Annotated in this window: 19 protein-coding genes and 4 pseudogenes; 13 read left to right on the top strand and 10 right to left on the bottom strand. The window is 47.8% G+C overall.

Annotated features, from left to right (window positions below; translation table 11 throughout):
• Positions 1-60: 60 nt before the first annotated feature.
• From PISL_RS01595 to PISL_RS01585, 3 genes are read left to right on the top strand one after another with little or no spacing between them, the layout of a single operon-like run.
• Complete coding sequence (locus PISL_RS01595) at positions 61-966, top strand: dihydrodipicolinate synthase family protein (RefSeq protein ID WP_053240262.1); 906 nt, start codon at positions 61-63, stop codon at positions 964-966.
• Positions 966-1,619, top strand: coding sequence for a tRNA(Phe) 7-((3-amino-3-carboxypropyl)-4-demethylwyosine(37)-N(4))-methyltransferase (locus PISL_RS01590; protein ID WP_011762063.1), 654 nt, complete (start codon positions 966-968; stop codon positions 1,617-1,619). Before PISL_RS01595 ends, PISL_RS01590 begins: the two co-directional genes overlap by 1 nt.
• 43 nt (positions 1,620-1,662) lie before the next feature.
• Positions 1,663-1,905, top strand: a complete 243-nt coding sequence (locus PISL_RS01585) for an ArsR/SmtB family transcription factor (RefSeq protein WP_011762062.1) — start codon at positions 1,663-1,665, stop codon at positions 1,903-1,905.
• On the opposite strand, the gene PISL_RS01580 is transcribed toward PISL_RS01585, so the two are convergent.
• Positions 1,883-2,440, bottom strand: coding sequence for a hypothetical protein (locus tag PISL_RS01580; RefSeq protein WP_245218433.1), 558 nt, complete (start codon positions 2,438-2,440; stop codon positions 1,883-1,885). The two genes, PISL_RS01585 and PISL_RS01580, sit on opposite strands and share 23 nt — an antisense overlap.
• A gap of 34 nt (positions 2,441-2,474) precedes the next feature.
• Here PISL_RS01580 and PISL_RS11255 point away from each other — a divergent pair, with 34 nt between their 5' ends.
• Complete coding sequence (locus PISL_RS11255) at positions 2,475-2,657, top strand: hypothetical protein (protein WP_245218421.1); 183 nt, start codon at positions 2,475-2,477, stop codon at positions 2,655-2,657.
• 13 nt (positions 2,658-2,670) lie between these two features.
• Here the strand turns inward: PISL_RS11255 and surE are convergent, their stop codons facing one another.
• Both surE and rpsJ read right to left on the bottom strand, forming a co-directional pair.
• Complete coding sequence (gene surE, locus PISL_RS01575; RefSeq protein WP_011762060.1) at positions 2,671-3,468, bottom strand: 5'/3'-nucleotidase SurE; 798 nt, start codon at positions 3,466-3,468, stop codon at positions 2,671-2,673.
• A 29-nt stretch (positions 3,469-3,497) separates the two neighbouring features.
• The gene (rpsJ, locus tag PISL_RS01570; protein ID WP_011762059.1) at positions 3,498-3,818 is read right to left on the bottom strand and encodes a 30S ribosomal protein S10; all 321 of its coding nucleotides are present in this window, start codon (positions 3,816-3,818) and stop codon (positions 3,498-3,500) included.
• Positions 3,819-3,891: 73 nt separating this feature from the next.
• Here rpsJ and prf1 point away from each other — a divergent pair, with 73 nt between their 5' ends.
• Positions 3,892-5,049 carry a peptide chain release factor aRF-1 gene (gene prf1 / locus PISL_RS01565; protein ID WP_011762058.1) on the top strand — a complete coding sequence of 386 codons (1,158 nt, stop codon included), beginning with the start codon at positions 3,892-3,894 and terminating at the stop codon, positions 5,047-5,049.
• A gap of 3 nt (positions 5,050-5,052) precedes the next feature.
• Here prf1 and PISL_RS01560 read toward each other — a convergent pair whose 3' ends face one another.
• From PISL_RS01560 to PISL_RS01545, 4 genes are read right to left on the bottom strand one after another with little or no spacing between them, the layout of a single operon-like run.
• On the bottom strand, positions 5,053-7,161 hold the full coding sequence (locus PISL_RS01560; RefSeq protein ID WP_011762057.1) for an AAA family ATPase: 2,109 nt from the start codon (positions 7,159-7,161) through the stop codon (positions 5,053-5,055).
• The gene (locus PISL_RS01555) at positions 7,154-8,314 is read right to left on the bottom strand and encodes a DNA repair exonuclease (protein ID WP_011762056.1); all 1,161 of its coding nucleotides are present in this window, start codon (positions 8,312-8,314) and stop codon (positions 7,154-7,156) included. Before PISL_RS01555 ends, PISL_RS01560 begins: the two co-directional genes overlap by 8 nt.
• Positions 8,311-10,137, bottom strand: a complete 1,827-nt coding sequence (locus PISL_RS01550; protein ID WP_053240260.1) for a helicase HerA domain-containing protein — start codon at positions 10,135-10,137, stop codon at positions 8,311-8,313. Before PISL_RS01550 ends, PISL_RS01555 begins: the two co-directional genes overlap by 4 nt.
• Complete coding sequence (locus PISL_RS01545; RefSeq protein ID WP_011762054.1) at positions 10,134-11,405, bottom strand: DNA double-strand break repair nuclease NurA; 1,272 nt, start codon at positions 11,403-11,405, stop codon at positions 10,134-10,136. Before PISL_RS01545 ends, PISL_RS01550 begins: the two co-directional genes overlap by 4 nt.
• Before the next feature lie 416 nt (positions 11,406-11,821).
• Between PISL_RS01545 and PISL_RS10510 the strand changes: the two are divergent.
• From PISL_RS10510 to PISL_RS01525, 4 genes and pseudogenes are all read left to right on the top strand, one after another.
• Positions 11,822-12,363: pseudogene (locus tag PISL_RS10510) on the top strand (zinc ribbon domain-containing protein); the annotation flags it as partial.
• A gap of 213 nt (positions 12,364-12,576) precedes the next feature.
• A complete protein-coding gene (locus tag PISL_RS01535) occupies positions 12,577-13,683 on the top strand; it encodes an AAA family ATPase (protein WP_011762052.1) in 1,107 nt (368 codons plus the stop codon).
• Positions 13,683-14,972, top strand: a complete 1,290-nt coding sequence (locus tag PISL_RS01530; protein WP_011762051.1) for a vWA domain-containing protein — start codon at positions 13,683-13,685, stop codon at positions 14,970-14,972. Before PISL_RS01535 ends, PISL_RS01530 begins: the two co-directional genes overlap by 1 nt.
• Positions 14,973-14,992: 20 nt before the next feature.
• Entirely contained in the window at positions 14,993-15,412 is a 420-nt protein-coding gene (locus PISL_RS01525) for a CBS domain-containing protein (RefSeq protein ID WP_011762050.1), read from the top strand.
• Positions 15,413-15,495: 83 nt separating this feature from the next.
• Here PISL_RS01525 and PISL_RS10505 read toward each other — a convergent pair.
• Together PISL_RS10505 and PISL_RS01520 are read right to left on the bottom strand one after the other, a co-directional pair.
• Positions 15,496-15,703 (bottom strand): annotated as a pseudogene (locus PISL_RS10505) (zinc ribbon domain-containing protein); the annotation flags it as partial.
• Between the two features lie 238 nt (positions 15,704-15,941).
• Positions 15,942-16,250: pseudogene (locus tag PISL_RS01520) on the bottom strand (S8 family serine peptidase); the annotation flags it as partial.
• Positions 16,251-16,285: 35 nt separating this feature from the next.
• Between PISL_RS01520 and PISL_RS01515 the strand changes: the two are divergent.
• From PISL_RS01515 to PISL_RS01500, 4 genes are all read left to right on the top strand, one after another.
• Positions 16,286-17,533: a DsbA family protein gene (locus tag PISL_RS01515; protein WP_011762049.1), complete on the top strand. Its 1,248-nt coding sequence runs from the start codon at positions 16,286-16,288 to the stop codon at positions 17,531-17,533.
• 100 nt (positions 17,534-17,633) lie between these two features.
• Positions 17,634-18,086 (top strand): hypothetical protein, encoded by a 453-nt coding sequence (locus PISL_RS01510; RefSeq protein WP_011762048.1) that lies wholly within the window; start codon positions 17,634-17,636, stop codon positions 18,084-18,086.
• Positions 18,087-18,127: 41 nt separating this feature from the next.
• Positions 18,128-18,376, top strand: coding sequence for a hypothetical protein (locus PISL_RS01505; RefSeq protein ID WP_011762047.1), 249 nt, complete (start codon positions 18,128-18,130; stop codon positions 18,374-18,376).
• Positions 18,377-18,479: 103 nt separating this feature from the next.
• On the top strand, positions 18,480-19,865 hold the full coding sequence (locus PISL_RS01500) for an acetate--CoA ligase family protein (protein ID WP_011762046.1): 1,386 nt from the start codon (positions 18,480-18,482) through the stop codon (positions 19,863-19,865).
• On the opposite strand, the pseudogene PISL_RS10500 reads toward PISL_RS01500, so the two are convergent.
• A pseudogene (locus PISL_RS10500) lies at positions 19,851-20,331 on the bottom strand (zinc ribbon domain-containing protein); the annotation flags it as partial. The gene PISL_RS01500 and the pseudogene PISL_RS10500 sit on opposite strands and share 15 nt — an antisense overlap.
• Between the last annotated feature and the right edge of the window lie 120 nt (positions 20,332-20,451).

The following is a 20,451-nucleotide window of genomic DNA, read 5'->3' as shown; positions in this document are numbered from 1 at the left end:
TAATTAAAACTTTATTTTCCACTAAAGACAACTTTAATAAGGAGGGTAGATGTAGTGTCTATGCGTATCGAGGGTGTAATTGTGGCAACAGTAACTCCATTTACAAAAGACGGCGTAAATTATGAAAGTCTAAGAACCCTCCTGTCTAAAATTGTGTCTGAGGGGTACCAAGGTGTCTTCCCCACCTCGTCAACTGGAGAGGTCACAAAGTTGACCTTCGAGGAAAGGGTCAAGGTGATGGAGGTAGCCAAAGAGGTGGCCGGGGGGAGGGCTTTAGTAGTTGCGGGCACCGGCACGGGGGACCACCTCTCCACAATCGAAATCGCCAGGAGGTACAAAGACGTGGGCGTAGACGCCCTTCTCATCACGCCGCCGTACTACATACAGTACGACTGGGCCGCCATCTACGCCTTCTATAAGAGGGTGTTGGACAAGGTGGATATGCCCACCATCCTCTACACCATCCCCCTCGCCACCGGATACAACATACCCGTGGAGGTCTTCGAGCTAGTTGCTAACGAGTACAGCCAGGTGGTGGGGGTGAAAGACAGCTCGGGGGACTTCCGCTATCACCTAGACCTTATACACCTCCTCGGCAAGAGACTTTCGGTGCTACAAGGCCTAGACCTTCTATTTGTCCCCTCTCTTCTCATGGGGGCGCAAGGGGGCGTTCTGGCGGGGCCAAACTTCCTCGGCAGAATCACGCTAGAGCAGTACAGACTGGTGAAGGAGGGCAAAATCGCAGAGGCAGTAGCGCTCCACAACAAGCTTATGCCGCTGTGGAGGTTCATGGGTGGTTGCGGCCTCGTGGGGAAGCTCGGCGGCAAATGGCCCACGCTCTACAAGGTGGCCACCCAGATAGTGCGGGGGATAGACATGGGGCCGCCTAGAGAGCCGCTGCCGCCGATAGACGACAAAGATAGAAGGGAGCTAGAGAAGTTGCTCAAAGACCTAGGCCTTATCTAATGGGAGTTGTAGATAGGAAGGTTTTTGAGGCCCGGAAGCGCGTATTCATAGAGCGGCTTGAGAGAGAGGCCCTCCAGGAGAGGGTAGACGGCGATATCCTCCCACTCCTCCGTCTCCTGAACCGGCACCCAGCTATATACACTACTTCCAGCTGCAGCGGGAGGATAATGGTGGCCGAGGCGGTGAGGCCGAGCTACAGCAAGGGCAAGGGGTTTAGGCCGGTGGCTAAGTGGCACCATCCAGTGCCGCCCGACCTGGTGAGGGCGGCCGCCGACCAGGTGGACAACGCGTGGCTCATGGTGAGGGGGGCTATACTACATCTGGCGGCCGTCGACGCCAAGACGGCCTACCGGCTGGTTGAGGTGGGTAGGGAGACGGGGCATAAACACAGCGGCATAATAGCAATAAACAGAGGCGGGATCTTTGTCGAGATACTGGGTGAGGAGAGACTTGACGTACCGTTAAAGAGAGGCGGTGTCTACGTGTCAGACCTAGAGACGGCGGTAGATATGGCCAACAAAACTCTGGTGTTGGCAAAGCTACGGCTGTACTGGCTGGCGGCCCGCCTAGAGGCGGAGCTCTTCGGCTTAGAGGCGCCGGAGAGCGACGAGATCAGGAGGGCCATCCGCCGAGCGGCAAACTGCCTCGGGTAACGGCGCTACGCAAAATTTTTTAAAATGGATACACGCCGTACACATGGCGAGGGCAAAGTCGGCAACTTCGCTTTCGGACCCGAGGAGGGCCGAAATCCTGAAGTTAATCGAGGAAAACGGCCCTCTAACCCAGAGCCAGATCGCCAAGGCGATGGGCATGACGTGGGGACAGGTGCAGTGGCACCTCTACGTCTTAGAGAGAGATAGGAAGGTGAGGAGGGTCGTAAAAGACGGCGTAACCTACTACGTCTCAGCTAATGCGTCTATCGACTTACTTCTAGAATAAGCGGGTTGTAGACAAGCGGCTTATTGACGAACTTTATCATCACTGTGATGTTGCCGCCTTGTAACATCTGTGGAGATACCTCAACGTCTGGCGGCGCTGCTATTCGGTAGGTGCCCGACGGTAAGGCGACGTTTATCGCATATGGGATGTCAGTAGGGATGAGGATCGTAGAATTGGATACAATTTTGTTAAAAGCTCCCCTAAACCTTATCCCATTTATGCAAACAATGTAGACAATCTTATCTATTGGGTATCTCTTGCCTAGGTACTCCACGGCATCTATCTGGAGAGGGGTTCTACTAGTGAGCTCTAGGTAAATGTTGATGATACCTAAGCGTCTAACATCGGCCTGGCTATACGGCTTGAAATACACACTCTTGAGGGGGAGTAGGGTTGCTGTCGTGAGGTTATATGTGACATTTCTAACTACAGCTTTGAAAATATAATGGCCAACTGGATCCTCTAGTCTTTTCCTATCTACTGTTATATTGAAATAGTAAATGTACTGTCTTCCCAAATTTACACACTCTGTCACATTTGGTGTGGCTATGTAGAGAACTGTTGAGATTATGTGCGAACTCGATGTCTCTGGCGTAGTGACGGTAGTCATAGGCGTCGTAGGTGTTGTAGTTGTGACTACTGGCATTGTAGTAACAGATCCAAAGGCCGAAGTTGCGGCTTGTAAATATAAGATATACATCAACACAGCAACTGCGGCGATTAATATAGTAGCGGCTATAGCTATTGCGTAATTTACAACAGTAGTCATATGACGCTATTTATTAACTCCATGAGCTCTTTTAAGCTCTCTAGATCTACATATCTTTCGCTATCGAAAACATTTAGGTTTAAAGTGAGGGGGGTCACGGCTATGTTGCCCTCTTTTAACACAACATATACATCTGTATTAGGCTCTGGATCTAGATTTACTCCATATAGCCAGTAGTAATAAGCGCCACGTGGATCTACTCGCCGCTCTATCTGTTGGGCATATCGCATTTTCGCCGCCTTTACTAAACGTGCCTTCACCCCCCTTCTTAACTTACGTGGGAAGTTTACACTTATTACGTCAACGCCTTTGGGCATACCTCGCTTTAGCACATACTCTGCGGTTGTCCGTACGACAGTCTCCATAATCTCTATCGCAGTTTTGTCGTTTAAGATCTCTCCCCAATCTTCGATATAGGCAGAATATGCAACTGCCGGTATCCCCAATAGCGCCGCTTGGAAGGCGGCGCCTAAAGTCCCAGAGGATAGTATGACTTGAAGTGAGGTGTTGTCTCCTTGGTTTATGCCAGAGAGCACTAGGTCGTAGCTACGGCCTAGGCCGTATGTGGCGAGGTATATTGTATCCGAGGGCGTGCCCGAAGTCGCATATGCCACAAAGCCGCAGATGTCGACTTTATACATACGGAGTGGCTTGTGTAACGTTATACCTAAGCCTACGGCAGATTTAGGAGATTCTGGCGCAACGACGTCTACCTCGTCTAGACTTGAGACAAATTGGTAGAGAAGGCGGAGGCCAGGGCTGTGAATTCCGTCATCGTTTGTAACGAGTATCACGTAATAACGTCGCTAGAGGTATTTATTAGTTATATAAGTTGGAGCTCTATTTTTACAGTATCCGGCACTCTAATTGTCATAAGTCTTCTAAGAACTCTCTCAGAAGCCTCTATATCGATAAGACGTTTCGAAATTCTCAGCTCCCAGTGGTCAAATGTGTGATAGCCTTGGCCAGACGGCGCTCTTCTCACAGTTACCACAAGTCTTCGCGTCGGCAATGGGATAGGCCCCTTCACTTGGACGCCCATTTTCTTTGCCAAGTCTACAATCTCCCTAGCAACTTGTTCCACATCGGCGGGGTTAGTGCCGTAGAGCCTAATTCTCACTTTTCTTCTAGCGGCTAAAGACATGGGAACTCCTAGAAGGAGACTTTTTAAATCTTTTCTTCCCAAAATTATTTATAAGGGGTTGTGAGTGTGTGCCATGAGTTTTAAAAGGCCGCCAAATGGCGTTTACTACATCAAGACGCCAGTGGAACTTAGGGCTTTCATAAATCTCTTGAAGAAATTTAGAGGCTACGCCACGACGTTGATCACCCTCTATATAAACTCGGAGAGGCCGATACCAGACGTGGTCAACCTTCTCAGGTCGGAGTGGTCTACTGCTTCTAACATCAAAGACAAGACCACCAGGACCCATGTCCAGGACACACTAGAGCGTATAATAAACAACCTGAAGGGGGAGGCTAAGGCACCTGAAAACGGCATGGCTATTTTCGCGGGGTTCCATATGATAAATCAGGGAAATTACGAGTGGGTCTATTACGTCGTCGTGCCTCCTCAGCCGATCTACACTTTTAAGTACATATGCGATACGGCTTTCCATACCGAGATACTGGAGGACCAGATACACGCCGGCGTTGTATACGGTATTGTCGTCGTAGAGAGGGGGGAGGCTGTCATTGCGCTTCTAAAGGGAGGGCAGTGGGAGGTTGTGAAGACTGTGGAGTTCTTCGTGCCGGGTAAACACCACGCCGGCGGCCAGTCGGCGAATCGCTTCAAGCGGCAGACGGAGCACTTGGCGGAGACCTTCTACAAGGTGCTGGCCGAGGAGGTGAACAAGATCTTCCTCCAGATACCGACGCTGAAGGGCATAATAGTGGCAGGGCCAGGCCCCACCAAGGAGGACTTCCTAGAGGAGGGAGGTCTCGACTACAGGCTCAAGGACAAAGTTCTAGCGGTGGTGCCGGCTTGTTGCGCCAACGAATACGGCGTGATAGAGGCGATAAAAAACGCCCAGGAGCAGCTCAAGGAGAGCGAATATGTCCACGCCAAGGAGGTCATGGAAAAGGTGATGTACTATGCAGTGAGAAAGAGCGACTATATAGTATACGGCAAAGAGAGGGCGCTTAAAGCTCTAGAGATGGGGATGGCAGAGGTTCTAGTCGTGGCCGAGGAACTCGGCGAAGACGCAGTTCTAGAGGTGATCATGAAGGCGGAGGAGAAGGGAGTTAAGGTAGAGGTTGTGCCAAAGGGCGTCGAGGAGTCTAAAACGCTGATGCAAGCCTTCGGCGGATACGTGGCGCTTCTCTCCACTCCAGTGTGGGTATTGGAGCAACAGATCCAGGCAGAGGCGGCGTAGTGCTTACAGCTGTATTACCACGTCAGCCACCTCCTCGAATTCCCCGAGGTGCGATGTAACGACAACCGTCGGCACGATAGAGGTGAGGTCTCTTATGAGTTCCACGATCTTTCTCCTGTGTTCCTCGTCTAGGTGCTCAGTAGGTTCGTCAAACATCATAAAGGGCGCACCGCCGAGGAGGGCTCTGGCGAGCGCCACCCGGAGGGATATAGCGAGGAGATTCTGCTCCCCAAGCGATAGAAGTCTGTGGTCTATATAGCCGGCGGGCGTATTTACCCTAATGCTATATTTCCCATCTATCTCTACAAGTTGTACAGATCTGAAAACCTCCTTATGTCTCAGTTTTAGAAATATTGAATTAAGCTCTTCGTTAATTGCCTTGGTCAATATCTGTCTAGCTAGAGGCTTAAGTTCGCCAATTACAACTCTAATATTTCTGGCAATGCCTAACGCTTTATCTAATTTCTGAACCTCATATCTATTTTTTTCAAGTTCTTTCTCAACTTCTATAAGTTCTCTCTCTATATCTTCTAGTTGGCGTTTTAGCTCTGAGACAAACATCTTTGCCGCTAGAAACTCTTCATGTTTTACTTTGAGAGCGGTATATTCAGCCTCTATATTTGTCAATACGGTCGCAAGCGTTTTTAACTCAGTCTCAACAGCGTTTAGTCTCCCGTTAATTTCCCCTATGCGCTTCTCTAATGCGGCTTTCCGAGCCTTTAGCTCTTCCAGTCGTCTCTCTACCTCCCCCCTCCTAGCTACAACTCCCGAGAGATATGCCCTCTTTTTTTCAACTTCTCTCTTCCTCTGATATAGAGTCTCCAGTTCTGCTAACCTCTTTTTTAAAGCTTGTAGATCTATAGAGAGATATTGGGCGTAGGCTCTATATGTCTTGTCTAGAGTTTCCAGCTGTTTAATCTCTGTTTGTAACTGTTCCATGAGCCTAGAGAGACGTTGCTCTTCTTTCTCAAGTCCTAAAGCCTCAAGCTCGTGTCTCTTCACAGTTTCTTCAGTCAGAGGGGCTCCACAGACGGGGCAACGGCCTCTCTCAGCGGCTTTTGCAACTCTTAATACATCTCTTAACAAGCCGAGTCTAGACCTCACCTCTACATATCTCCTACTTACCTCTTCATATTTACGTCTTGTTTCTTCAAGTAGCTTTGGGTCATAACTACGTACCTCAGGTGGGATTTTTTCAACAGTGGCGACTAGTTGTTTAACCTCATAGTACTCTCTTTCCACATCGCCGAGCTCTGGGAGTGTACTTAACTCCTCTTCAGCACGGCGTATGAACTCTAGCTCCTCTTCTAACCGCTCTATGTCTTTTTCGACCTCAAGAGCCATGCTTGCTGTTTCTTCAAGCCCACGTTCTAAAGACTCCTTTTCTTTTGTCAACGATATATAGCGCTCTCTCAATTCGAAAAACCTTTTCTCAACCTCTCTAAATTTTATCTCGGCGTCTTCAAGCTCCTTTATTTTTCTTTCAGCTTCCGCAAGCCTTTGCCTAAGCGCGTCGGCTTTCGCCTTAAGTTGTGGCGCTCTTTTCTCAAGCTCTTCAACTCTCCCTCCAACTCGCTCACGTCTCCTCTCAAGTTCTTTAAGTACATCTTTAACTACTTCATCTACTTTATCAAATTCGTCAATGCGTAATATATGGTCTATATACTCAGGCTCTTGTAAAATCCGTCTCAACTCCCCCTGTCTGATATATAAAAGATGTCTATACTCGTCAATTCTAATGCCCAATTTTGTTACAACAGCGTTGGTAACATCTATATCGCCTCTAGCCACAACGGCGCCATCTATGGCGAGATATGTGCCAGATGTTGAACTCCCCTCCTCGCCGAATCTTCTCACTATAAGAACCTCTTGCCCCATATGGTTTAAAAAAAGCCTTACCTCCCCCACCGACGCCCCCCTCTTTAGATAATCAGACCACCTACCCCCCACCCTTCTAACCCACTGAGATCCAAAAAGGGCAATTGACACAGCCTCCATTATTGAGGTTTTGCCAGAGCCGTTAGGGCCGTAGATAAAGTTTACTCCCTCTCCAAATTTAAAGACGGCTTTTGCATGTGCCTTGAAGTTGTACAGCTCTATCTTCCTAATCATAGAGCGTCTTCAAGATAAGCCTGTAGGCCGCCTCCCTCTCCCCGTCTCTAAGGAGCTCCATAGCTCTGAGCACCACCTCGGCGTGCTGCCCCAGCTTCTCTTTCATTATCCGCCATAGCTCCTCCACGGCCGACCCCCTTAGAGCCACAGCCCTTTGCGGAGTAACAGTCCTATCTACTACGTCGACGTAGAGGGCTTTTGTAAACAGAGTAGCCAATTGCCTAGGCCTCAGAGCCTCCTCCAAAGTCCCCCACACTTCGACCCTAACCACTGCGCCCGGTTTGTCAAACAGCTTCGTCGCTTCCTCCACAGCCCCATAGGCCTCTTTCCTCTCCCGGACGTACAGCCTAACCCTGTACAGAGGCCTCCCCGGCGAGAGCGGGATATCTCTGAGAGAAACCGCCTTCCCTGCCACGTCTATTAAGACTGCGCCTTTCTCAGCTCTGTCCTGCGCCTTCTCAAAGCCCCCTCTATAGTCCCAGGTCTCAAACTCTCCAACGTCCCACACCTCCAGCGACCCCGCCCACACGGCGCCTATTGGATGCTTCGCCATGTGGTCGTGTATATGGCCCGCGGCGATGTGTATGTATGGCAATCCGTGGTACACCTCCTGAGGCATGGTGTATTCGTCGTCTTCAGCAGGGTACCTCGCTTTGACTCCCTCAATTGCTTGATGTACGGCAAGGATAGCGCCCGGCGGCATCTTCTGGAGAGCCCGGCGGTACTCCGCCGTGTATTCTCTAGGCGTCGCACATGCCCCAAATATGTAAACCCCACCGGCGTCTACAGACTCCCAACAGAGGAGCTTTGCCAACTTCAGCCGGTCTAAAAGTCTCAGTGCCGTGTCGTAGAGACACTCTGCCGGCCGTTGACATTTCCCCGCCTCCGCTCTATACCGCACGTAGCTAAAGTCGTGGTTTCCCCCAATTATATATATAGGGATATCGACGGCCTCTATTGCCTCTACAAATTTGACAAGCGCTTTTGTAGATGGTCTTTTAAGGTCGAAGAGGTCGCCTGTTATCAACACGGCATCTGCCCCCTTCCCCCTCTTTAACGCCTCGTCAAAAGCCTTGAAATAATCCTCCTCTCTTTCAGGGAGGTGGTACTGGGCTCTGCCCAAGTGGGCGTCTGATATATGGAGAATTTTCATATAATTTCCACAGCCTCCTCCAACGCCTTATATACGTGAGGACATGGCTTGCCAACGCCACAGACACTACATATCGGTCTCCCATCTTCAATAACTACAGACACCTCTCTATCTCCGTCTAGCAACAACACCTCTATACGATTCCTCTCCCTCCTCTTATGTAATATCTTCAACCTGGAGGCGGATAATATAACGCTGGGAGACGGCGGCGTGTTATATATCCTCCTCCAGAGTTGTAACACGTCTGCCGTCTTATCAATTCTCCACACTTTGGCAAGATCTATATCGGCCCCGCCGTATTCTAAAACTCTATCACGTAGTCTAATTACCACCGGCAGTCTGGTGAGAGGGCCTAACACTACAGCCTCTCCCACATCTAAGCCTGGTAGATTCTCTAGAAACTCTTGTGCTAAAAGTTCGCTACTTTCTCTCACAGCCTCTTGGTCCTTGGGATTTACAATACGCATAATGACTTGGCTTTGACACTGACTGATGACGTCTGGATCCACCTTGCTCGGTCTCTGGCTAACTATCACCAGATAGACGCCGAATTTCCTCCCCTCAGAGGCCACTCTAGATAGAGCTTCATAGGATTTAGTCTTCCTAAGCGTCTTAGGTGGGGCAAAACGGTGGGCTTCTTCTACTACAAGTACGACGGGCCAAGGTATTTTCAACCCTTTGAGAGATCTAACATGTCTCACTCTGGCTTGAAATATACGATTTACAATATGAGACACGACATAGTCCTGGACCTCCTCGTTTACTCCAGCCAGATTTACAATTGTAATATCAGCTAATATTTTAGAAAGCGGCGTCGATTTTGAAGAGAAGACGCCGAGTCTCTGCAACTTCTTTAGATACATCAACGCGCTGAATATAGAGTGGCGGTCTTTTTTTGCCAGCTGCTTTAAATCCTCCATTGGGAAATCTCCCTCAACTTTGTATTGTTGAAAAAGCTTATTTAACGCAGTCTCCCCTCTAAGCGCCGTATGTAACACCTGTCTGAGAAATGAAAGGCCTAAGGCTTTGCCTGTTGTCTTTTTAACCTTCTTGGCATAGGACCAGGCTAGATATATGGCGTAGCGTATTTTTTTAGCGCCTGGAGGGACCCCCGCCGCATTTGCTAACGCGTCTGGATCGCTGTCTAATACGCCAATTTTATACATCAAATCGCCTACGTGGTGCTTAGATAATTTTACAACAGTCGCCGAGTAGGGGCCTAGCTTATATATACTATCCTTAATGGGGACATATTCGCCATGGGGGTCAACTACTACGATCTTGGCGCCTTTTTTCAACAACTCCTCTATAAACACAACAGAGAACCACGTTTTTCCACTTCCAGTTGCCGCGATGACGGCAACATGGCGTTTAACTCCATTTAAATCTAGGCAGATTTCTAAATCGCGACTTGCCAACCGCCCTACGCAGAGTCCGCCATCTATTTTAAATAACTCTGCAATCTCCTCGTTTTCTGCTAAATAGACAGGCGTCCCAATTCTAGGCGGATGTTTCGGTTGTCTTAATTCTCCATTGTATATATAACCCAACACCTTGACTTTTGCAATTTGTACCTCAAGAATGTTGTCTGACACCTCTTTCATCACACTATAGAGAGGGAGGTCCCTCTTGGCTGAATAGGGGTCTCTAAAAAGTTTTACAATCTGACCGAGGAGTCTCACATTGATATATTCGCCGTTTGTCGCATCATATTCAACATGGTCGACAGCCACATAGTCATATAGGCTGACTGGTCTCTCGGGGTCGAGAGTGGCGATAAATTCAAAAGGCGTGGCGGTGGCGACGACGTAACCAATTCTCATAATCCCCACGCCAGCTTAATCCTCCTAGCGACGCCTACCTCTTCGGTCATTTTTTTGAGATAGACGGCATATTCAGACAGTTGGCTAGATTTAAAAGACGCCATAGTATGTGCATACCAAAGCCAGGTATTGTAATGTATAGGATCTCTATACTGACTTGCTAATATAGCTACTACGTCGTCTATAGGCGCCGCTGGGTAAAACGCCTTGACGGACGAGCCGTCGAACATCTTTGTATCTTCAGCCGGCACCTCTACAAGTATAGGCATGTCTTCGGCGTTAAATCTCACGTAGAAGAAATATACCTTTGGTATGGCTTCAAGTGCTTCTCTAATAACTCCAATTATATCACTGTTAAAACTCTCCTTAAGCCTAAAAATCATGGAATCTTCAAGTCTATCCTCGGCGGCTTTTACCAACTTATCTACTGTCGCAAGCCCCTTATAGTTTATATACGCATCGCACCCCCCTACAAGCATAGGCATTGTGTAGTAACCCGCTGGGAGGAGACTAGACAAAAGCTCCGAGTCGGTGATAGACTGAGCTACGAGAAGAGCCATAAGCCGCGCCCCTTCGTAATCCTGTCTCTTAGCCACTTTATACAACTTTAGCAACTCTTTCCTAAACTTCCTAATCCAAAGAATCGAATACCAGAGGAGCCCCTTGTGAAAGATATCCTCTCGATATCTCTCGCTCAGTTTTTCAAAAAGTATATGCTCCTTCAATAATTTAAAATTGTAATCTTTAGAGACAAAGACCAGTCTACCCCCGCGGTTTCTTGCTGTTTCTACAAGTTTAGCCAAGCTGTAGAGAGCAGTTGCAAGCTCAGGCACGTAGTACAAGTTCTGGAACTCCCTAGTCAAGATGAGGTTGTGGACAAGTCTAAGCGATTTGGCGTAGAGAGAGCCGTCCATTAATAAGATATCTACGCCGTGTTTTTCCAAAGCTTTAATCCCAACAAGCGACTCCGCCATAATTAAATACGCCCAGGGAAGAGAGGCGGAGTCTACAGTAGCCACATCGATGATAAACTCTCTTTCTACAAAATCCGGCCCTACTGCAACAGCCCTGGCCAAAATTACCTGATGTCCATTGGCTAATCTTACAACGCCAACCCCGCCGTCTACCCCTGCGATTCTAAACTCTTTATTTGCAGGCGTGATACTTCTCTTTAGAACTCTGTCGGCGAGTTCTCCAACTGGATATTCTTGGTAAATACGGCTATCTAAATACTCTCGTAACTTCTTGCTCGCAGATGTTATAAACATATCGAAAAAGTGGTCCACACATATTTTATCTACAGTGCTTATATAGCTACGATGTAAGCATACAGCAGGAGAGTAACCTAAAACTTTCAGTAGAGAAAACTACGTCCCACAACCACCACAATTCCATCCAGAGGCGGGACACCTTCCCCAACGACCTTACCTCCAACCCCTCCACACTTAGACTTTTTCAATGCGACGTCGCCTTAAAACAAGATCGCCACTCTTCTGTCCATGCTACTACATCTGAAATTTGTAAAGTTATTCCGTCGTTATGAAGACACTACTTGATGTTTAGGAGCTCTCAATGTCAAGCAATAAAACCAAATAGAAGTATATGAGATATGAAAAACGAGTTTGTTTTATTGTGGCTCTTACTGCGTCTGTCGCTAACGTAGCTCACGACGACAACGGCTTCCAGAGAGAGGATTAAGAAGCTGGAGAGAGTCCACGCCCGCGTCGGCCAATTGGGCAAGGCCCCCGCGCGTGCAGACGAGGGCGAGGACCCGCGTAGAGCCCTCGACCTCTAGGGACAGCTGTGGAAGCTTGAGACAAAGCGCTTCGGCATAATCCGCGACGTCGTTATAAACACGACGCGTGAAATCATAAAGTTGGCTAGAGAGCGTCAAGCTGCCCTCGTGATGGACGCAATGGAAGACGAAACGTATTTGGCAAGAAAGCAGAGTGGCGAAAGCGGCGGTCTTAGACAACTGCGGAAGAGACTACAAGCGCTAGCGCAGTGGTACGGCATTCCGTATCTAGAGGAGAGGTTATCAGTACAAAATATCCCAGATGTAGCGCCAAGATGGAAAAGAGAGACAGACAGATGCAATGCCCCGCCTGCGGCTTCAAGGCACACCGCGACAACGCCCTCATGACATGGGCAGAGAGGAGATACCAAGAGCTAATAGAGAAGACAAAACAACCCGTTTTTCTACTCCGGCGGCTATCTTACTTTTGACCCCTCAACCACACTTCTCTCATGAACAACGTCTGGCCCCTAGGGCGGCAGAAGGGGCGCCAGACTGTTGCAATACGAACAGTCTGGCGCCCAACCCCGTATGAGCCCCCTCGTCCCGGCACACCTGAGGCAGGCCCCTGAATCCCCTGGGGAGGGGCCAAGAGAAAGATAGGGGGTGCCCTAAAGATTTTTAAGATGCAATCAAGATGAAATGTGGAAGAGCTGATAGCAAAGGTTGTCCAGGTAAGGAAGACCTTAGACTCACTATTCTACAGATTTAGCGATGAAATAACTGCAAGTCTAACAGCTGTGTTCGTAAGAGAGAACTTCATACTCATAGGCCCGCCTGGCACAGCCAAAACTATGCTGGTGGCGTCAATATCTAAACTTCTAAAGGCGAGGTGGTTCTATCGCCTTTTAACAAAATTTACCGAAATAGAGGAAGTAATAGGCCCCATAGACATAGTAGAGCTTCTCAAAGGCAATGTCAAGAGGATATATACAAACTCTATCGTAGAGGCCGACTTCGCCTTGTTAGACGAGATTTTCAACGCCTCAAGCGCCATACTCAACACTATGCTCACTATATTGAACGAGAGGGTAATATACGACGGGGGTAACATAATCCCCGTAAAAACGTGGACTGTCTTCGGCGCCACAAACCGTATACCAGACGAGGAGGAGCTACAAGCTCTGTACGACAGATTTCCATTGAGGGTATTTACAAAATATGCACAACCAGATGAGACAGAGCAACTAGTTAAAACAGGCCTAAAACTCAAGAAAGATTTCGAAAAGCTTACTCCCATAATGTCTATGGATGAAGTCAAAAAGCTAAATGACTACATCCAGAGCTATGTCTATGAAAACATGGATACTGTGGTAAAGCATATATCTCCCATAGTGGCGTCGTATTTAGACCACGTAGTTATTTCCAATAGAACCCGTGTAAAAGTGCCCCTCTATGTAGTCTCATATTTAACAGTTCTGGGAATAAAGCCTTCTGACATTGATGTGGCAACTCTCAGAGCGGGGACGTTAAAGGTGTTAAAGTATCTTGTAAAAGATAAGGAGGATTTAGCAGAGTATGAGTCCTTCCTAGCTACACATATGCCCGGCAACCTTTCGGTGTTATACGACATGGTTAATGAGATAAAAGCGCTCATTACAAACAACGCGTTGTCTATCGCTAGGGAGAAGATAAAGGAGGCATATGAGCTGTTAGACAAAGCATTAGCCGACCCCGTCACCTACCGCTTCTTCCAAGTAGAGATGGAGGAGATAAAATCCACGCTAGAGATGTTAAGAAGCCAACTCTAATGGGCGTTTTATTAAACGTAGATTACAACGACGAACTTACCAGACTTAGGATACACGAAATAGTTAGGTACATGCAGAAAATAGGGATACCGCTGAAACTTACAAAAGTATCAAATGACGCCATTGCAGACTCTTTCTATGTCCACTATAGAACGCCAATATTAAAAGAAGAGCCTAGCCAAGACGAAGCATTATGGTATATATTTCTAAAGTCATATATAGCCAGTGACATATATCAAGAAGTTTCGCGTATAAGTAGATATAATTACCAAGTCTCTAAGTCGGCATCTATAAAACTTCTCAGAGCGTACAACAGCCTCCTCTCTAGGCTAGAGAGAGGGACATTAGGCAATTTTGAAGACAGGAAAGACTACAAACAATTAAGCCAAGACCAACAACTACGCCAAGAGATAAACAGCCTCCTCCGGTTTTATATGGGGAGTATAAAAAACATAGAAAAGCTTAGAAAATCGGTAACAAAAGCGCTAGGTGATGAAGTGGGTAAAGAAGTTGCCGAGCTCCTCTTCGATATTGACGTAGATCCATACCGCGCCAGACTTGCCAAAATACTTGAGTCGTTGGTAGAGATAATATCATCACTTAGGCCAGAAATGGAACAAGGCCCTATAACTGAGAGAAAAGGTGTAGTGTCTGGAATAACTAGAATAAGGACGTTTTCTAACCTCCAGAGGGCGACAAATTTAAGTAAAGCTATATATGTACAATCGAGAGAGCTCTTTGGATATAAGCTTGCAACAAAATCTCTATCTATATACGAAATGTCAATAGACGCAAGAGAGAAGATTTACCTATTGGTAGATAAGTCAGGTTCTATGTTTTACACACTATATGACGGAATAGCTATGGATATGACGCAGAAGATAACGTGGGCTACTGCGTTAGCAATAGCATTAATGAAGAGAAGTAAAAGAGTCATACTAAGATTTTTCGATCAAATGGTTTATCCACCTATTACAAACATAAAGGAGGTGATAAGATCTTTACTCAGAGTACTCCCACTCGGGGGTACAGATATAACAGCCGCTGTTTATACCGCGGTTAGAGACGCCAAACAACAAGGGTTGCACAGTTATAAGCTGATAGTTATAACAGACGGCGAAGACGACATGGTCCATCCAGAGGTTTTAAAAGCGGCTAAGACCGCCTTTAGAGAAGTAAAAGTAATATTAGTCGGCGGTAGCAATGAAACTATAGAGTCATATTTACCCACAATAAAAGTAAATACGACCAGTTTAGAATCACTAAAAATGGCATTAAAAAATATTTAAAGATCTAAAAAATCTAATATATGAACTGTGGGGAGTTGGCTACAAAACCCCCAGTTACAATAGCCCCAGACGAGACTGTAGAAAATGCTGCAGAAAAAATGGCAAGCCAAAGAGTAGGTCTATTAGTAGTTGTAGATAAAAACAACCCGAAAAAACCCATTGGCGTAATCTCTGAGAGGGATATCATAAGAGCAATAGCGAAGAAAGTCCCACTATCTACTACCGTGGATAAGGTAGGCACTATGCATAACTTCATATATGTATACGCCGATGACCCCATAACCGTCGCAGCTCGTAAGATGAGAGATCACAATGTCAGACATGTAGTTGTGGTAAATAGAAACGGAGAGCTTGTCGGCGTTATATCAATACGTGATTTAATAGGCGAAAAAAATGTGTTAAACATACTAGCTAGAGAATGGGCTCAGACAATGGAATAGGTCTTGTCAACTCCTGTAAATTTTTCTAACCTCCCTCTGCTTCTAACAAGTCCTACCGCCCGGTGGAACACTACGTCATGTCAGAAGAACTTGGCTTTATCTATGAAGTATTTACCGAGACCGTATTTGGGGAACGTCTCCTCGATTATCCTACCTCGTCAATTCCTTTAGCAGTCTTCTCACGTACTTCTCGACAGCTAGATACATACATGTCACAAGGTCTAGGACGTTTGGCCTCTCCTCCACAAGCTCCCACGGGATTTTGACCTTCAGCGTTCTGTATGTGTACATGGCTATTTCTATGGCTGGGAGTGAGATCTCTGCTAGTTATGGAAGGCGCACGGGGCGGGCCGAAAGTTTCAGCCGCGAGGACGGCGAGGGTAACCACGTCCTTGCGACAGCCGGCGCCGTGGTTGGGTATTTGCCACGTCTCTCCATTCCGAATTCCTTTTCCAATTTATCTTCATGTTGGCGTACTTCGCCGCGACTCTGGCGTAGTCGCCAAGACGGAGCCCCAGGAGTTGAAGGCATATGCTGTCCTAACCGCCTGGATTAACGCCACGACGCCGGTTACGTGTGGAGTTGCCATGGAGGTTCCCGACATATATGCATATCTCCCGCCGGGGTATGTAGATAGGATATCCACGCCGGGGGCAGCCACGTCTACCTCAAGGCCGTCGCTCGACCAAGTGGGGACCGCGTAGTTTTGATCAACGGCGGCTACCGCAATAACCCAGCTGTACCTAGCCGGATACGCCACGTCGTCAGTAGCAGAGTCCCCATCACCAGAATTTCCAGCCGCAGCCACCTGCACCACGCCCTGTTGATACGCCGTAAAGACAAAAACTTATATACCACAGCCACAAGCCCCTTATGAATAAAAACGTGTTGATAGGGGTGGCGCTAGCCGTAGTAGCAATTGCAGTTGCGATTGCTACAATTTTTGTCTATAAACCGCCGCAACAGAGTAATATTTCAACTACTTCTCCAAGTGAAAAAGTCTATGTGTACTCTGTAAAGTTAGAGAGTGCACAGATATTACAAATGTTAGCGTATTACATACCGCTTAAAGACGGTCTAGTATATGGCCAAATTGCTAACCAGAGCGCTACCTATTTCTTTCTAAAAAACAACGGCATTATTAACATTATAGCGCAATCTCAAGACCGATATCAGAAACTTACTTACTATGGTAAGCTTTTGGAGATTTGTGTCAACTCCACTACGTCGGCGACTATAGCTGGCGAACATTTGACAATTGTCAATCACCAATGTACACCATCTGCATCGCCGCTCCCCACTGCCAAGTCTTTTGATGAACTAGTCCTATTGATACAAGGTCTCCCAGGCCCCACTTCAACAGGCGGTTGGAAGAGGTCAGGAGTTTCACAAACGCCATATGGACAAGCGACTGTATATTCAAACACGACAGAAGTTCCAATAATGGCCGGCCTAAGCGCTATTTTAAACTATGAAAAACAAGTCCTGCAAGACGGCACAATATATCTGCTCAAGATCCAACTTGCCTATGGCACTAATGTTGCCGCCACTCTTACATATACACTGAAAAACATCACTAAGATTACGCCAGATCTCAAAAAGGTGTTAGATAACCTCTCCCGAGATGTTTCAGCAGAGAGAGGGGGAGGTCTCGATATTTTAAAAGTTGCGCAGAAAATTGGAATGTCTTTCGACGGAAAATGGCCTGCAGCTATAGTCTTCTTTGATCTACAATGCCCCTACTGCGCCCGTCTCTTTGTGTATAACTACACGCTGTTTGAAGGACATAAGCTAGTTCTCGTCGACCTAATAGTCCATTCTGAGGCTCTCCCAGCGCATGAAAGTTTGAGATGCCTATACCAGAGCTCGCCTGCCTCGGTTATCCCAACTCTGAGAGAGCTCTACAACAGAACTCTGGCGTTACATGGCAATATTAATTACACAAGTATCCTCCCACAGAGCCGGTGTCCGATAGATGCAAAAGCCGGCATGGAACTTGCCTCTCTTCTCGCCGGTCAAAACGTCGGCACGCCTATGGTTGTAGTGGTATATCCAAATGGGACATACGCTACAATAGTCGGATACGACCCAGCCAGTATTGCAAAGGCACTTAAGGGATAAAGTCCTCCATAAAGCGACGCCATTAATGTATAGCTTATTGGCATGTCTGTATCTACCGTAGGCATTATCGAAATATTCCCATGGCGGACATATATCGCTTTTGGAGAAAATTATAATTGTGCCCCCTTTTGCACAACCGGCCTTCCCCGGGGGCTCGGGACTCGCCCCTCCTCAGAGTCGGCGAAACCCGCCCCTCCCCCGGGACTGCGACATACGCGGCGCCGCGGCGGTGTTGGCCATAGTCGCCACGATTGCCGAGAGTCGGCTGGAGGGGCTCTGTGTCCACTTGGACAAGGCCGATGTAACTACCGCCGCCGCCGTACTCCTATACGCAAAAATAACGGGCACTGGAAAAGTGGAGATAAGGGCCAAGCCGCCACACGTCCAAGAGCTCTACGGCCTTATCTACGCCCCCACCGTCTCCTACCTAAAACCCCAACCCCCCTTTTTCAACGCCCACCACGTCTTCCGCCAACCCCGCACACCTCTTTCTACTACCTCGGCTCACTTGCCTCACAGCGACGCTGTAAGGCAGGTGTGTCGGGGGAGTTGAAAGAGTGTTTCTGACTTTTCTGTATATGTGGCGAAGGAGGTATGGGCCCGCTGTTACTCGTGGTTGGGCTCGCCGCCGCGGCGATCAGCGATGTCGTGTTGGCTCTGCCCAACGCCGTATTTAAAGACGGGGTGGTTTGGCTTTTGGTGCGGGACATCTCCTCCCTGATTGTATACATCGTTGTGTTTGACATATTTATGCTTCCTCTCGCTCTAACTGCTAGACCTAAGCCAGACGCAGACGTTAGAATAATCGCGCTTTACATGGCTCTCACAGCCGGCGGCAATTAACATTGTTTCCTTCACGCCGATACAAGCCGCTACGTACATTACAAACGCCGTAAGAACGGACAAAGTTTCCATCATTTAAAAACCAAAACGACTGATGTAGTATATGTCTGTGGGAAATCATAGCTCTATAGAGCTCATAAAGTCGTTTCTCTTCCCTAGCTCTGTCGCTATTGTAGGCGCATCTCCAAACCCCAGCTCTATAGGCGGCCAAATTCTTGTCCAACTTCTCAGAGGGTTTAAGGGCAGAGTGTATGCGGTAAATCCCAAATATAGCGTTGAAAAGATCTATGGGAAAGAGATCCAATTTTATAAAGATATTTCTAGCCTTCCGGAAGTTCCCGAGCTTGTAGTTATAGCAACGCCTGCAGAGGTCGCCCTCGGTATTTTAGAGGAGGCCGGCCGCTCTGGGGTTAAGGCTGTGATTGTGGTTTCTGGAGGATTTGCTGAAGTTGGACGTGTTGATCTTGAAAACGAGTTGATAAAAATTGCTAGGAAATATGGCGTCAGAATCCTCGGGCCTAATTGTATAGGGGTTTACAACGCATTTAACGGTCTTGATACGATGTTTCTGCCTATAGAAAAGGCGGCTAGACCTCGCCCGGGGCCTATAGCTTTTTTAAGCCAAAGCGGCGCCGTTATGACAGCTGTACTAGATTGGGCAGCTGGAGAGGAGATCGGCGTCGGTATTGCGGTAAATTTTGGCAATAGATCCGATATAACAGAGGCCGACCTCATCCAATATCTGGGCGGAGTTGAGGAGATAAAGGTTGTGGCCATCTACCTAGAGGGCTTTAGGTGGAGAGGCGACGCCATGCGTTTCATCAAAGCGGTCAAATCGCTTAAAAAACCCGTGGTGGTATATAAGGCGGGGAGAAGCGACGATTCTAAAAGAGCTGCAGTTTCACATACAGCGGCTATGGCCGGAGATTATAAGATGTATAGAGCTCTTTTTAAACAAGCTGGGGTTATAGAAGCTGAAGATCTTGTTGAACTTTTTGATATAGCTAAAGCGCTGGCGTTATACAAACCTACGAGAATTGAAAAAGCGCTTGTTGTATCTTCGTCAGGAGGCATGGCTGTACAGATAGTAGACGCGTTAAATGCCGTAGGTATCTCAGTGCCGGAGTTACCTCAAGAGGCTCAGCTAGAGTTAAAAAAACACCTACCCCCTGTAGCTACGACGTCAAATCCAATAGATTTAACAGGTAGCGGCGCCGATGTTCACTTCGGCAAGGCGCTAGAGGTAGGTCTTAAATATGTCGATGCTGCTGTTGTAGCCGCCTTAATACATCCGCCTGGCTATAGCGAAAGAGTGGCAGATGAAATTCTAGTCTCTTATGAAAAATACGGGAAGCCCATAGTGGTGGTGAGTTTTGGGGCGTCGCAACAGACAAAAATATTAGAGAGACGTCTAAAGGAGAGGCTTGTTGTTGTAAACACGCCGGCGAGAGCGGCCAAGGTGTTGTCCTCTCTCGGCGCCCTCCTGTAGTCTCTCTTATCCAAGAGATGTTGCTCTTCTTCAACTTGACGGCGAAAGGCGGTATGCCCAGCTTGCGCACTCTGACGACGCCGCTCTTTAAGTCGACGAAGACGGCTCTGCTCACGTCTCTCTCGCTTTCAACTCTAAGTTGGGCGTTGAGCGGAACCGCCCTGTAGAACACTATGTCGCGCCAGAACGTTCTAGCTTGTTTTATGAAGTACCTCTTGAGACCATACTTGGGAAACACCTCATCAATAACCCGGCGCGCCAGCTCACGCCTGTCTGGCGTGAGGAGTCTGTCAAGCTCCTCCGTCGTCAGCTTGGGCTCCTCTTGCCCCGTCAACTCCTTCAACAGCCTTCTGACGTACTCCTCTGCCGCTAGGTGTATCCTTACGGCGAGGTCTAGGACGTCCGGCCTCTCTTCTACCAACCGCCAGGGGATTTCTATCCTCAGCGTTCTGTATGCTTGGTTCATGTGTGTGCCCGGCGCGGGGAAGAAAAACTAGTTAAAGAGACGCCCTTTCAGCTATTTCGATTCACCTGCCTGACAGCGACGACGTAAGGCAGGTGAACCGAGGAAGTGGAAAGTGGTGTG

Origin of the sequence: Pyrobaculum islandicum DSM 4184 (assembly GCF_000015205.1) — an archaeon.
Lineage (GTDB): Archaea > Thermoproteota > Thermoprotei > Thermoproteales > Thermoproteaceae > Pyrobaculum > Pyrobaculum islandicum.
The sequence above is the reverse complement of the archived record's forward strand: the minus strand, read 5'-3'. Positions and strand labels throughout refer to the sequence as shown.